The sequence below is a fragment of the Gilliamella sp. BG1 genome, assembly GCF_046635625.1.
Classification (GTDB): Bacteria; Pseudomonadota; Gammaproteobacteria; order Enterobacterales; family Orbaceae; genus Gilliamella; species Gilliamella bombi.
Genome location: NZ_JBIDFG010000018.1, coordinates 17011 through 31111, shown reverse-complemented (window position 1 = coordinate 31111; position 14101 = coordinate 17011). Strand labels below are relative to the sequence as shown.

The 14101-nt window shown below is 34.4% G+C and carries 13 protein-coding genes; all 13 read left to right on the top strand.

Features of this window, described 5'->3' with window-relative positions; translation table 11 throughout:
- The first annotated feature begins 101 nt into the window (after positions 1 to 101).
- On the top strand, positions 102 to 1898 hold the full coding sequence (lepA, locus tag ACGH80_RS10120) for a translation elongation factor 4 (protein ID WP_034909972.1): 1797 nt from the start codon (positions 102 to 104) through the stop codon (positions 1896 to 1898).
- 48 nt (positions 1899 to 1946) lie between these two features.
- Positions 1947 to 2948 (top strand): signal peptidase I, encoded by a 1002-nt coding sequence (gene lepB / locus ACGH80_RS10115; RefSeq protein ID WP_411631075.1) that lies wholly within the window; start codon positions 1947 to 1949, stop codon positions 2946 to 2948.
- 8 nt (positions 2949 to 2956) lie between these two features.
- Positions 2957 to 3634 (top strand): ribonuclease III, encoded by a 678-nt coding sequence (rnc, locus tag ACGH80_RS10110; protein ID WP_411631089.1) that lies wholly within the window; start codon positions 2957 to 2959, stop codon positions 3632 to 3634.
- Positions 3631 to 4536, top strand: a complete 906-nt coding sequence (gene era / locus ACGH80_RS10105; RefSeq protein WP_085164856.1) for a GTPase Era — start codon at positions 3631 to 3633, stop codon at positions 4534 to 4536. The genes rnc and era overlap by 4 nt, the downstream gene beginning before the upstream one ends.
- A gap of 261 nt (positions 4537 to 4797) precedes the next feature.
- Positions 4798 to 5025, top strand: a complete 228-nt coding sequence (locus tag ACGH80_RS10100) for a ChaB family protein (protein ID WP_065590864.1) — start codon at positions 4798 to 4800, stop codon at positions 5023 to 5025.
- Positions 5026 to 5108: 83 nt separating this feature from the next.
- Positions 5109 to 5393, top strand: a complete 285-nt coding sequence (locus ACGH80_RS10095) for a YciI family protein (RefSeq protein WP_085164854.1) — start codon at positions 5109 to 5111, stop codon at positions 5391 to 5393.
- A 214-nt stretch (positions 5394 to 5607) separates the two neighbouring features.
- Positions 5608 to 7044: a 6-phospho-beta-glucosidase gene (locus ACGH80_RS10090; RefSeq protein WP_411631073.1), complete on the top strand. Its 1437-nt coding sequence runs from the start codon at positions 5608 to 5610 to the stop codon at positions 7042 to 7044.
- 25 nt (positions 7045 to 7069) lie between these two features.
- Positions 7070 to 7387, top strand: coding sequence for a PTS cellobiose transporter subunit IIB (locus ACGH80_RS10085; protein ID WP_065590867.1), 318 nt, complete (start codon positions 7070 to 7072; stop codon positions 7385 to 7387).
- Positions 7388 to 7552: 165 nt separating this feature from the next.
- Positions 7553 to 9568, top strand: a complete 2016-nt coding sequence (locus tag ACGH80_RS10080; RefSeq protein ID WP_411631072.1) for a BglG family transcription antiterminator — start codon at positions 7553 to 7555, stop codon at positions 9566 to 9568.
- 14 nt (positions 9569 to 9582) lie between these two features.
- Positions 9583 to 9921 (top strand): PTS cellobiose transporter subunit IIA, encoded by a 339-nt coding sequence (locus ACGH80_RS10075; protein WP_363319047.1) that lies wholly within the window; start codon positions 9583 to 9585, stop codon positions 9919 to 9921.
- 15 nt (positions 9922 to 9936) lie between these two features.
- Positions 9937 to 10422, top strand: coding sequence for a hypothetical protein (locus ACGH80_RS10070; RefSeq protein ID WP_296301152.1), 486 nt, complete (start codon positions 9937 to 9939; stop codon positions 10420 to 10422).
- Positions 10423 to 10436: 14 nt separating this feature from the next.
- A complete protein-coding gene (celB, locus tag ACGH80_RS10065) occupies positions 10437 to 11786 on the top strand; it encodes a PTS cellobiose transporter subunit IIC (protein ID WP_065590869.1) in 1350 nt (449 codons plus the stop codon).
- Between the two features lie 653 nt (positions 11787 to 12439).
- Complete coding sequence (ggt, locus tag ACGH80_RS10060) at positions 12440 to 14101, top strand: gamma-glutamyltransferase (RefSeq protein ID WP_411631087.1); 1662 nt, start codon at positions 12440 to 12442, stop codon at positions 14099 to 14101.

Below are 14101 nucleotides of genomic sequence, written 5' to 3'. Positions count from 1 at the left end.
TACTTTCTGACTATGTAATTATTAGCAATATTGGTCATAACCAAAAGGCATTTTAGATAGTTAACCGTTAATAACCAAGATACTAATTATAATTTATTAATATGAATAAAAATATCCGCAATTTTTCAATTATTGCCCATATTGACCATGGTAAATCAACGCTTTCAGACCGCATAATACAAATTTGTGGTGGGCTTTCAGATCGTGAAATGGAAGCTCAAGTACTTGATTCAATGGATCTTGAGCGTGAGCGTGGCATCACAATCAAAGCACAAAGTGTAACCCTTGATTATCATGCTAAAAATGGCGAAACATACCAGCTCAATTTTATTGACACACCAGGTCATGTTGATTTTTCTTATGAAGTGTCACGCTCGCTAGCTGCTTGTGAAGGGGCGTTATTAGTTGTGGATGCGGGGCAAGGTGTTGAAGCTCAAACACTGGCAAACTGCTACACTGCGTTAGATATGGATCTTGAAGTTGTCCCTGTTCTAAACAAAATTGACTTACCTGCGGCTGAACCAGAGCGCGTTGCAGCCGAAATCGAAGATATTGTAGGTATTGATGCTAGCAATGCAGTGCGTTGCTCGGCAAAAACTGGCGTTGGCGTTGTTGATGTACTTGAGCAATTGGTCAGCGATATTCCACCACCAGAAGGTGACTCGACAGCACCATTGCAAGCACTTATTATCGATTCATGGTTTGATAATTATTTAGGTGTAGTTTCATTAATTCGCATTAAAAATGGCGAATTAAACAAAGGTGATAAGATCAAAGTAATGAGCACAGGTATGACTTATAACGTTGATCGACTTGGTATTTTTACCCCTAAGCAAATTGACAAACAATGCCTGCATTGTGGTGAAGTGGGTTGGGTTGTTTGTGCGATCAAAGATATACTAGGCGCGCCAGTGGGCGACACCTTAACTTTAGCAAAAGCGCCTGCGCAAAATCCATTACCTGGTTTCAAAAAGGTCAAACCACAAGTTTATGCTGGATTATTCCCAACCAGTTCTGACGATTACGAAGCTTTTCGTGATGCCCTTGGCAAATTAAGTCTAAATGATGCCTCATTGTTTTATGAGCCAGAAAATTCTGGAGCTTTAGGATTTGGATTCCGTTGTGGTTTCCTTGGCTTATTACATATGGAAATCATTCAAGAACGCTTAGAGCGTGAATACAACCTTGATTTGATAACCACTGCACCGACGGTTGTTTATGAAGTACTAACTACATCAAATGACATTATCTACGTTGATAGCCCTGCCAAGTTACCAGCAGTAAATAACATTCAAGAATTACGCGAACCAATAGCAGAATGTAACATATTAGTTCCGCAAACTTATTTAGGCAACGTCATCACACTTTGTGTTGAAAAACGTGGTGTGCAAACCAATATGGTTTATCATGGCAATCAAGTTGCTTTAACGTATGAAATCCCAATGACCGAAGTTGTATTAGACTTTTTTGACAAACTAAAATCGACTTCGCGTGGGTATGCATCATTAGATTACAGTTTTAAACGATTCCAAGCTGCCGACATGGTAAGGTTAGATGTATTAATTAATGGTGAACGTGTTGACGCATTAGCCTTAATTACCCACAAAGACAATGCACCATATCGTGGACGAGAATTAGTTGAAAAAATGAAAGATCTTATTCCTCGTCAACTATTTGATATTGCCATACAAGCGGCTATCGGTAATCATGTCATAGCAAGATCAACGGTCAAACAACTACGCAAAAATGTATTAGCCAAATGTTATGGTGGCGATGTGAGTCGTAAAAAGAAACTTTTACAGAAGCAAAAAGAAGGTAAAAAGCGCATGAAACAAATAGGTAATGTGGAATTACCGCAAGAAGCCTTTTTAGCCATTTTGCATGTAGGAAAAGATTAACCAATTAAAAACAAATCAATAAAAAGATTTATTTAAAGAGGGAAAAAAATGGCTGGAACATTTGCCATCATATTAACACTAGCAACACTCATTACTGGTATCTTTTGGTTTTTAGAAAAATTCAAATGGAAACCAGCAAGACAACGTAAAGTTGAAGAAATCCGCACTCAAAGCAATGGCGAAGTTGATGGAAAGATACTGGCTGAAGTTGGTAAACCCAAAGGTTGGGTTGAAAATTTGGCATCGTTTTTTCCGGTATTGTTTGTCGTGTTTGTTATTCGTTCATTCATCTATGAACCGTTTCAAATTCCATCAGGATCAATGATGCAAACATTACTAATTGGCGACTTTATTGCGGTTGAAAAATTTTCTTATGGCGTGCGTGATCCTATTACTAATACCGTCATCATTCCGACAGGACAACCAAAACGTGGTGATGTTGCCGTATTTAAACACCCAAATGTGCCTCAAATGGATCTTATAAAGCGTGTTGTTGGCTTACCAGGTGACAAAATAGTCTATTTGGTAAAAGAAAAGCAAATCTTAATCTATCCTGCTTGCCAAGCAACAGATGCAAATTGCGAAGGGCAACAATCACAGCCGCTCAATTTGCATTACAGCGAACCAAGGCCAAGTAACTGGAAAGAGGTGCATGAACAGTTCAAATCAAACCCTAATTTTTACACGCTAGAACAATATGCGGATAAAGGTATTGTTGATTCTCAGTCTATCATGACATTAAATATGAATATTCAACAAGAAACTCTTGGTGACACACCGCATGATATTCTAACCACTCAAGGTTCACAAGAAAATCCTAGCTATTTTTATCATCAGGATGGACAACCGATAGCCACTTGGGTTGTACCACAAGGTCATTACTTTATGATGGGTGACAACCGTGACAACAGTGGTGACAGTCGATACTTTGGTTTTGTACCGGAAGCTAATTTTGTTGGTAAAGCAACCGCAATTTGGATCAGCTTTGAAAAACAACCAAACGAATGGCCAACTGGAGTTCGCTTAAGTCGTATTGGTGGCATACATTAATAGCTATAATTATGAAAAAATTTAGTCAAATTCAACAATCAATCGGCTATATATTTCAAGATATATCCTTACTTGAATTAGCACTTACTCACCGAAGTGCTAATAAACTGCATAATGAACGTTTAGAGTTTTTAGGGGATTCTATTTTAAGTCTTGTTATAGCTGATGAACTTTATCACCGTTTTATCAAACAAGATGAAGGTGACCTAAGCCAAATGCGTGCAACACTCGTTTGCGGGCAAACACTTGCCGAAATTGGTAAAGATTTTAAATTGGGCGATCACCTTATTTTAGGACAAGGTGAATTAAAAAGTGGTGGTTTTCGTCGCGAATCGATTATTTCTGATGCTGTAGAAGCCATAATTGGTGCCATTTATCTAGATAGCAACCTCGATACAGCTCGTTCACTAATCTTATCATGGTACCAAAGCCGCTTGACTCAAATTCAACCTGGTATTAAACAAAAAGATGCCAAAACAAGATTACAAGAATACTTACAAGGAATTCATCGTCCGCGCCCATGTTATTTAATTCTTGAAGTAACTGGCGATAACCACGAACAAGAATTCTTAATTCAATGCAAAATTGACAATGATAGCCATGAATATTTAGGTCGTGGCTTAAGTCGCCGAAAAGCAGAACAAGCTGCCGCACAAGAAGCACTCAACCAATTAGGTATAAAATGACAGAAACAACACAACATTGTGGATTTGTCGCCATTGTCGGGCGACCAAATGTAGGTAAATCAACGCTACTAAACCAATTGCTTGGTCAAAAAATTTCGATTACATCACGCAAAGCGCAAACGACCCGTCACCGAATTGTGGGTATTGACACGCAGGATAATGACCAAATTATCTATATCGATACTCCCGGACTTCATATTGAAGAAAAAAGAGCCATAAACCGCTTAATGAATCGTGCTGCAAGCAGCTCAATAGGGGATGTTGAACTCGTTATTTTTGTGGTTGAAGGCACACATTGGAATGACGACGACGAAATGGTCGCCAACAAACTCAAAGATTGCAAAAGCCCAGTTCTGTTAGTAATTAATAAAATTGACAACGTCACCGACAAAACACAATTATTACCGCATATTCAAGCGATAAGCCAAAAAATTAACTTCCTTGATGTTGTGCCAATTAGCGCTGAAAAAGGAGAAGGTGTAGATATTATAAAAGATATCGTCAAAAAACACTTACCAGAAGGTGAACACCATTTCCCTGAAGATTACATTACCGACCGCTCGCAACGCTTTATGGCATCAGAAATTATCCGTGAAAAACTTATGCGTTTTTTAGGTGATGAATTACCTTATTCAGTAACGGTTGAAATTGAACAATTTAAAGTTGACGAACGTAATGGAATGTACCGCATTAACGGATTAATCTTAGTTGAACGTGAAGGACAAAAGAAAATGGTCATCGGCAACAAAGGTGAAAAAATCAAAAAAATTGGTATTGAAGCGCGCAAAGACATGCAATCATTTTTCGACAACAAAGTCCATCTAGAGCTTTGGGTAAAAGTCAAAGCAGGCTGGGCTGATGATGAACGAGCGTTGCGTAGTTTGGGTTATAGTGATGATTAAAGATCTTACTTGATTTTAGTTATTCATCAGGCATAAATATGCCTGATTTTTTAATTTTATTTCCCTCTTTTCGATGTTGTAAACAAAAGACTTAAGAATATTTATTTATCGCATTGAAAACTGGTACTAATTAGTGTAGCCGATCCACGCCCTAGTAATTATATTATTTTATAGACGATAATATATTCGATGAATGTGCTATTTTACCATTACCATTTTAAATTTTCAGTCATCTAAGATTAATTTATGAGGGGATGTGATATGCCATATAAAACACGTGAAGATTTACCTGATTCAGTACGCCATGTCTTGCCTGAACATGCGCAAGATATTTTTAAAGAAGCATTTAATAGTGCAATTAAGGAATATCAAGATCCGCATAAACGGCGTGATAACAGTGCACCAGAAACGATTGCTTTTAAAGTAGCTTGGGCTGCTGTCGAAAAGGTTTATCACAAAGGTGAAGATGGTAAATGGGTAGCTAAATAGATATTTAAATGGTTTAAGTTGAGCAACACAGCTTAATATTTTGAAAAATTTATTTTTTGTATATTTATTTAGGAGATATATATATGTATATTTGTACACTTACTTATGTGAAACCCATTACTGAAGTAGAAAAATATTTGTCACAGCATATTGATTATCTTGAGGACTATTACCGAACGGGACATTTTATTGCATCAGGTCCAAAAGTCCCTCGTACAGGTGGTGTGATTATTTGTCGTGCTGAGAATAAAGAGCAAGCGCTAGCAATATTACAAAAAGATCCGTTTTATATTCATCACATTGCTCAATATGAGATTATCGAGTTTGTGCCATCAAAATATACTGATGGGTTTGAAGAATTTATTTAAAAGTTAACTTCAAATATTTAAAGTTTATTATTCATTTTTGTGATATTTATCACATTTCGGTAAATATCACAAAAAACTGCACATTTCATTAATCACCTTTCCTACCCAAATATACTTATATTTTTCCTGATCAATACGGAAAAAGTTGGTTAGTAATTCTATTTTTTTCCTTTTATACTAAATTTGAATTATCAATAAACACAGGTACTTAATTATGAAAAATAGAGGTTTACCAAAAGATTTTTTGTGGGGTGGTGCTGTTGCTGCTCATCAATTAGAAGGTGCTTGGCAAGTTGGTGGAAAAGGAATAAGTGTCGCTGATGTGATGACTGTTGGTTCACCAAAAAGTTATCGTAAAATTACTGAAGGTGTTATTGAAGGTGAATATTATCCTAATCATGAAGCTATTGATTTTTATCATCATTATAAAGATGATATTAAGTTATTTGCTGAAATGGGTTTTAAATGTTTTCGTACTTCTATTGCTTGGACTCGTATCTTTCCAAAAGGTGATGAACTTGCACCAAATGAAGAAGGGTTAAAATTTTATGATGATCTTTTTGATGAATGCTTAAAATACAATATTGAGCCAGTTATTACACTTTCTCATTTTGAATTACCTTATTACCTTGTTACTGAGTATGGTGGATTCCGTAATCGTAAATTAATTGATTTTTTTGTCCGTTTTGCAGAGGTATGTTTTGATCGTTATAAGAATAAAGTCAAATATTGGATGACTTTTAACGAAATCAATAATCAAGCTAACTTTAATGAAGATTTTGCACCGTTTACTAACTCAGGTATTTTCTATAAACAAAGCGACGATCGTGAGCAGATTATGTATCAAGCTGCACATTATGAATTAGTTGCTAGTGCTAAAGCGGTACAAATTGGTCATGCTATTAATCCTGATTTTAAAATAGGCTGTATGTTGGCGATGATCCCTATCTATCCAGAGACTTGTAAACCAGGTGATATTCTAATGGCACAAAAGGCTATGGAGCGTAAATATTTTTTTGGTGATGTTCATGTCCATGGAGAGTATCCAAACCATATTAAAAATTATTGGCAACGTAAAGATTTTAAACTTGATATCACCAATCAAGATCTTGAGATCTTGAAAAATGGAACAGTTGATTACATTGGCTTTAGCTATTACATGTCTAATGCAATTAGGAAGAAAGAAAATAATGAAAGCTATGAATATAACGAAAAAACCGATCTGATCGGCAATCAATATGTTAAAAAATCAGATTGGGGTTGGCAAATCGATCCTGAGGGACTTCGTTATACACTTAATTGGTTAACTGATATGTATCGTTTACCGCTTTTCATAGTTGAAAATGGTTTTGGCGCCTACGATAAAGTCGAAGCTGATGGTAGCGTGCACGATGCTTACCGTATTGATTATCTGCGTGAACATATTAAACAAATGAAACTTGCTGTTGAAGAAGATGGTGTTGATTTGATGGGATATACTCCTTGGGGATGTATTGATCTTGTTTCAGCAGGGACAGGTGAAATGGAAAAACGTTATGGATTTATCTATGTTGATAAAGATAACGAAGGTAACGGTTCACTAAAACGTAGTCGCAAATCCTCGTTCACATGGTTTAAAAAAGTCATTGAGTCTAATGGCGAAGTCTTATAAAGCATAACTATTTCTAGGGGAATTTATGAAAAAAGCATTAATCATTTGTGCGGCAGGTATGTCATCATCATTAATGGCTAAAAAAGTAACAGAATATTTTGCTAGCAAAGATAAAACAATTTTGGTTGATGCTGTCTCGGCAACCGAAGGTGGAAATATGATTCAAAATAGTGATTTTTCACTCTTTTTAATTAGCCCGCAAACTATGATGATGCTTGATAAATTTAAAAAATTGGGGGAAGAAGTCGGTAAGCCTGTTGTGAGTATTCCTTTTCAGGCTTATATACCCGTTCAATCAGGCATTGAACAATTGGCTAAGTTAGTAGAGGAGAATATAAACTAATTTAAATCAATATATATCGGCTTTAGCGATATGATTTGGCGTTGTGAATAGATTATTAAAATAGCAGCGCCTTACTATCTTACGTTGATGTGTGGTGTACTTATGTAATAGTTAAAAGTATTCACTATATTATTAATAATATGGTTTTAGTTGACACAGGTATGGATGATAGTGATTAAAAATAAACAGCGTGACCTTATTAGTTTATTAGTTCGTTCTAAAGATATATTCAAAAGTAGTGCATTACTAGCGAATGAGTTAGCATTATCAGATCGTACTGTTCGCACTTATCTTAATGATTTGAAATCGTTAATTGAAAGTCACGGTGGATCTATTATTAGTAAACAAGGTTATGGTTACAAATTACAAATTAAAGATAGAACAGCTTTCAATTTATTTTTAATTGAGCATCATTTATTAGATCGCAATGTAGAACAAGCAAATTGTCGAGAAGTATGTCAGAGAAAACACCATATTCTTAATTTATTATTATTAGAAAGCCAAAAAATCGATATAGAAGCATTAGCTGAACAATTATTTATTAGTTCTTCTCAACTAAATAAAGATATTTTAGAAATCAAACACCAACTCCAACCTTATGGGCTTACTATTAAAAAAAGTCAATCTCTGTTTTATATTGAAGGTGAGGAAAAAGCAAAACGACATTTTATTTTGAGCTATTTTTTTCATGAAGAATCGATTAATTTTCTGCAGCATCTAACTTATTTAAACAAGTTCAATGATGTAATTGGCTTAGATACGTTAACCATTATTATTTTAGATGAGTGTCGTGAGGCAAAAATAAAATTATCTGATGTAATGATACAAAACATCGTCTTGCATTTATCATTAAGTATCAAACGGTTACAGTTAGGGCTTTCTATTCAAAATCTTGATATGCCACAATCTACTAAAAAGAAATTGGAATATCAAGTCGCTAAAAAAATCATCAATAGAGTAGAAAAAGTGATTGGTTTTTGTTTTCCTAAACAAGAACAGATGTATTTAACTTTACATTTGATGAGTAAATCAAACTTTGTCCAGAATGATTTTGATTCCGAGTTGTATTTATCTTTGACTAATTTATTATTTAGAATACAGCAAGAAACTGGATATTTATTTTTAAACGATGAGCAATTGAAAAATGGAATTATTCAGCACCTAAAACCGATGATTGTCCGCTTAGAACAGCATATAAAATTGAAAAACCCATTGCTTGATGAAATTAAAACAAACTCTCCAGAATTGTTTGAGTTAGTTAAAAAATACCTTAACCAGCTTCCTGAACTTAAAAAATTTACGATTCCTGATGATGAATGGGGTTATTTGACTTTGCACTTTTTAGCTTCGATAGAAAAGTTAAAAAATGAACAAAAGGCTAAAGTGTTAATTATTTGTGCAACTGGGCAGGGTAGTGCTCAACTACTAAAAAATCGCGTTGAATGCGAGTTTAATGAAAGAATCAAAATCGTTGCAACGCAAGGCTATTATGAAATTGAACCCAAAGTATTGGATAAGGTTGATTTTATTATCTCGTCAGTTGATCTATCATCAAAAGTATTTAAAGTCCCTGTTTTTCACGTCTCTGTATTTTTTACAGAAGATGATATACAAAAAATTCGTCGTCATTTATCGTCACCAATTATGCTTATCTCGGCACATACAGAGCCAATATCAACATTTGCATCATCAAATACTTTAGATCATCTTAGTAATGTTGAACAAATGGTAGATGAACTATCCGCTGATTATTTCTACCAATGCAGTGGTACCCAAAGTAAAGAACAAGTTTTAGATGGTTTGCTTGATCTTTTAGTACTAAATGAAGATAACAATTATAAACAAAAGATGATAGAGCAAATGGAGAATCGTAACATATTAGGTGATATTTTCTTTAGCCCAACTATCGTAGTGCCACATCCAGCAATGCCTGTGGGAAAATTGTCTAAAATTGGTATTGCAATTATTCCCGATGGATTATTTTGGGATCACAATTATCCAAAAATTCACTTTATCTTTATGATTTCACCATCTATTTATCAAAACCCGACTTTATCAATGATGACAAAAGCTATTGTCAAATTGATTGACGATTTAGAAATGCAAACAAAACTGTTAAAAACACAAAACTTTAACCAATTTAAACGACTTTTTATCCAACTTATTGAAAAAGAGGTATAGCAATGAATAAAGAAATGAGCTCAGAGGATATTCAACTTATTGCTTTTAATATTATTTTGTATAGTGGTAATGCTAAAACTAAAATCCACGAGGCTTTTAAGACGATGAGACAAGCTGATTTTATTGGCGCAAATCAGCTTCTTGAAGAAGCGAATAAAGAAATCTTACAAGCACACCATTCCCAAACAGAACTACTGCAAAATTATGCCAATGGTACCAAAATCACAATGGAAATTATTATGGTACATGCACAAGATCACTTAATGACTACCATGAGCTTTCGAGAAATGGCAATTGAAATGTTACATCTATATGAAAAACATCATGAGTTAGAAATAAAACTAAAAAGCTAAATAAGGAGTGGCATAATGACAGAAGATCTAACAATGCATAAAAAAATCAGCCTAACTAATCTCTATTTTAATCGATTTTTAGTTATTCGCTATACCACTGCATTTTTTTTATTTTTGAATCTTTATTGGGCAACCTTTCTAATAGGTTCATTGTCAATAGTCGCTATTTTACCGCTTACTCTTTTTGTTTTGGGCATACTTACCACATGGGAACAAATTAAGCTTTATCGTAATCATTGCAACAAATTGCCTTATGCAAGATTATTTTATCGTGCTTTAGCGATAGTTTTTGTGACACTAATGATGATGCTTTATACACCTTTGTATCAGCTTTTTTGCCCATTTTTAAAACAGACTCAAGATGTATTAAATGTATTGGCGGTATTACTGATGGTGAGTTTAATTATTACGTTTTTAATGCTTAAAAAAATAAATAATATTCAACATAATCGGGATCAGCATTTTAAAAGAATCCAAGCTTACGAAAAATTTATTAATTAAAAGAGGACAATAAAATGAATACGGGATTTGTTATTTTGCAGAAATATCTGATGACGCCCATGGCTAAAATATCGCAATTTAAAATTGTTCGAGCAGTAATGGCTGCGGGGATGGCGTCTGTACCTTTTTCTATTGTAGGTTCAATGTTTTTAGTATTTAACACATTGCCAATGACATTTACGGGATTAGAAGTTTTTTTTGAAAATACTTTTTTTAGAGTGAGTGATCTTTATATGATTGCTAACACAGCGACAATCGGTATTTTGGCTCTTTATTTTAACTTTGTTGTTGGTTATGAACTAACTAAAATCGAAGCAGAAGAAACAGGCCTTAAAGTTAATGCTCTTAATGGTGCGATGTTATCTGTTTTTGCCTTTTTCATGACTTTGCCTGAACTGATCATGCAAAATGGGGTTATTACCTTACTTAATGATCAAAATAATTTAGTCTTTAATGGGCTACGCTTACAACCATTTATCTTTCGCTTGGGTACATCAGGTATATTTATTGCAATAGTTATGGCCATTGTGGCAACTAACCTCTATTTTTTATGTGTTAGACGAAATTGGGTTGTAAAAATGCCTGAAACAGTGCCATTAGGTGTTTCGCGATCTTTTACCGCACTGATCCCAACTTTTGTAATTGCCTTTTTTGTGATCATTGTTAATGGTATTTTCATCTATTTTGGTACTGATATTTTCAATATTATAGCTGTACCGTTTGCTTTTGTAACCAATCTTACCAAAAGCTGGTTGGGTATTATGGTTATCCTATTTTTAATCCATGCGCTATGGGTGGTTGGGATCCATGGTGCCAGTATTATTGGAGCATTTATTACCCCTATTATGTTAACTAATATGACTGAAAATACAGCGGGAGCACATATTCCTTTTGCTGGTGAATTTAATAATTCACTCGTGATTTTAGGGGGATCAGGTTCTACTTTATTAATGACATTTTTTATTGCGTTTTTTGCTAAGTCTAGCCAACTAAAAATCTTAGGGCGAGCATCTGCAGTACCTGCAATATTCAATATCAACGAACCAGTTATTTTTGGTATGCCGATTGTATACAATCCTTATTTAGCTCTCCCTTTTTTCTTAGCGCCTATGGCTTGCGGAACATTAGGTTATTTGGCTATTAATACTGGTTTTATTCATCCAATCATCGCATTAATTCCATGGCCATCCCCAATGGGATTAGGGGCATTTATTAGTACTGGCGGTGATTATAAAGCGGCTATTGTTGCCATATTTTCGGCTATTTTAGCTTTGCTAATCTATATTCCTTTTGTCAAATTATATGACAATAAATTGTATAAAGATGAGCAAGGTAAGTCAGAAAACCAAATTCAAACAGCTTAATTTTTATATAAGGGCGTATACCTTTTATTAAAGGTTACGTTCTTTTTTAGTTAAAATCATAAATATCAATTATACTTATTTTCTCTGAGATCCAAGAAATCATTCCGACTAAATTTACTACTGTTTTATACTCAAATTTATACTCAAACGTAGTGTTTCCTGAAAGTTTTTAACAAAAATCAGTTTTATTTAGACGGAGAATATTTTTTCGCTAACTGTGTTAAGAAAATATATCATTGTTGACATTTGCAGTTAATTTTGTAAAAAATTTTTTACACCAAACAAAAGTATTTTTTAAAACTTCTAGATGAAATTTTATAACAAATTTTAATTATCATCGATTGCATTTCACATTAAATCATCAGTCTCTATTGAGTAAATTATAATTGCGTTAATTATTTTTTAGTTCTAGTGATTATTGCTACTCCATTAAAATGGTAAATTAGAGTAAATATTTACTATATAACTGATCAATATTCGATCAGTATTTTTGTTTTCTATGCTATATTGATGGTTACCCTTAACTTATTGTTGCACGATCTATTAATGCGCTTTATGTATTTGGGGATTATGTGGGTACGATAAATGATACTTTAATTTGGAGGTACAAAATGTTTTCTCTTAAACGTAAATTGATAAAGTATTGCTACTTTATGGTATTTTTACTGATAAGCCAACAAGTACTAGCTGTCGAAAACGTAACACAAAAATTAACAGCTGCCGCAGTTGCTTCTCCCGATTATTATGGTGCAAAGGCAGCCGAAGAAGTGCTCGAAAAAGGTGGAAATGCAGCCGATGCTGCGGTGGCCACCGCATTTGCTCTTGCTGTTACTTATCCTGAAGCGGGTAACATTGGTGGGGGTGGTTTTATGACTCTTTGGATGGACGGTAAGCCTTATTTTATTGATTATCGTGAAGTTGCACCAAGTAAAGCTGATAAAGATATGTATCTTGATGATCATAAAAATGTGATTCTTAATTTGAGTTTATATTCTTACAAAGCATCGGGAGTGCCTGGAACTGTTGCTGGTATGTGGGCGGTTCATCAGCGTTTTGGTAAATTACCTTGGAAAGAGGTTATAGCACCAGCTATTCGATTTGCCAATGAAGGATTTGTTGTAGACAAACAACTAGTTAAACGTTATCAAGAGGCACAAGAACTTGCGCCTGCTAATGGTCACTTTAAGCAATACTTTGGTTCAATGCAAGAAGGGAAAATATTTAAACAACCTGAGCTTGGTAAAGTTTTAGATCGTATTGCCCAGCAAGGTAGCGATGGATTTTATAAAGGTGAAACGGCTAAATTAATTGCACAACAGATGGAGAAAAATGAAGGTTTAATTACTGAAAATGATTTAGCAAATTATAAGGTTAAATGGCGAGATCCTTTAATTGCTAACTGGCATGATATGCAGATTGTTACTGCTCCACCGCCAAGCTCAGGAGGTGTTGGTTTAATTCAATTATTATTAATGAAACAATATTTAGCGAATGATTTCAAAGAGGTAAAAGTAAATTCAGCGCAATATATTCACTTGTTAGCAGAAATAGAAAAACGTGTTTTTGCCGATCGAGCCGAATATATGGGAGATCCTGATTTTATCTCTGTACCTGTCACTGAATTGATTGATACTAATTATTTAGCGCAGAGAGCGAAACAAGTTAATCCAAAAGCGATTTCGATTACTGAAAAAGTTAAACCAGGTTTAGATAATAATCGTGAAAAGTTACAGACTACACATTTTTCGATTGTGGATAAATGGGGCAATGCCGCATCGAATACTTACACACTTAATGGTTGGTTTGGATCTGCTGTTGTAATAGAAGGCACTGGTATCATTCTAAATAATGAAATGGATGATTTTAGTAGTAAACCAGGTGTTGCTAATCAATTTGGTGTCGTGAGCAAAGATGCTAATGCAATAGAACCAAATAAACGTCCTTTATCTTCTATGACACCAAGTATCTTTATTAAAGATAACGAAGTTGCAATGGTCATTGGTACACCAGGTGGTTCAAGAATTTTCACTTCAATCTTTCAAGTTGTGACAAATGTTTTTGATAATCATATGTCATTAAAAGCGGCAATGGATGCTCCGCGTTATCATCATCAACTATTACCAGCGAATCTTATCTTTATTGAGCGTTTTCAAAATAAAGTGCCAGAAAAGTTAAAAGATAAACTTAAACAGATGGGTTATCATTTTAAACAGCAAGATTTTAGCGGTGATATTCAAGCCATAAAAATTACCGACAATAAACCCGAAGCCGTATCAGATATTCGAGGTCGAGGTAAATCAATTATTGTGAAATAG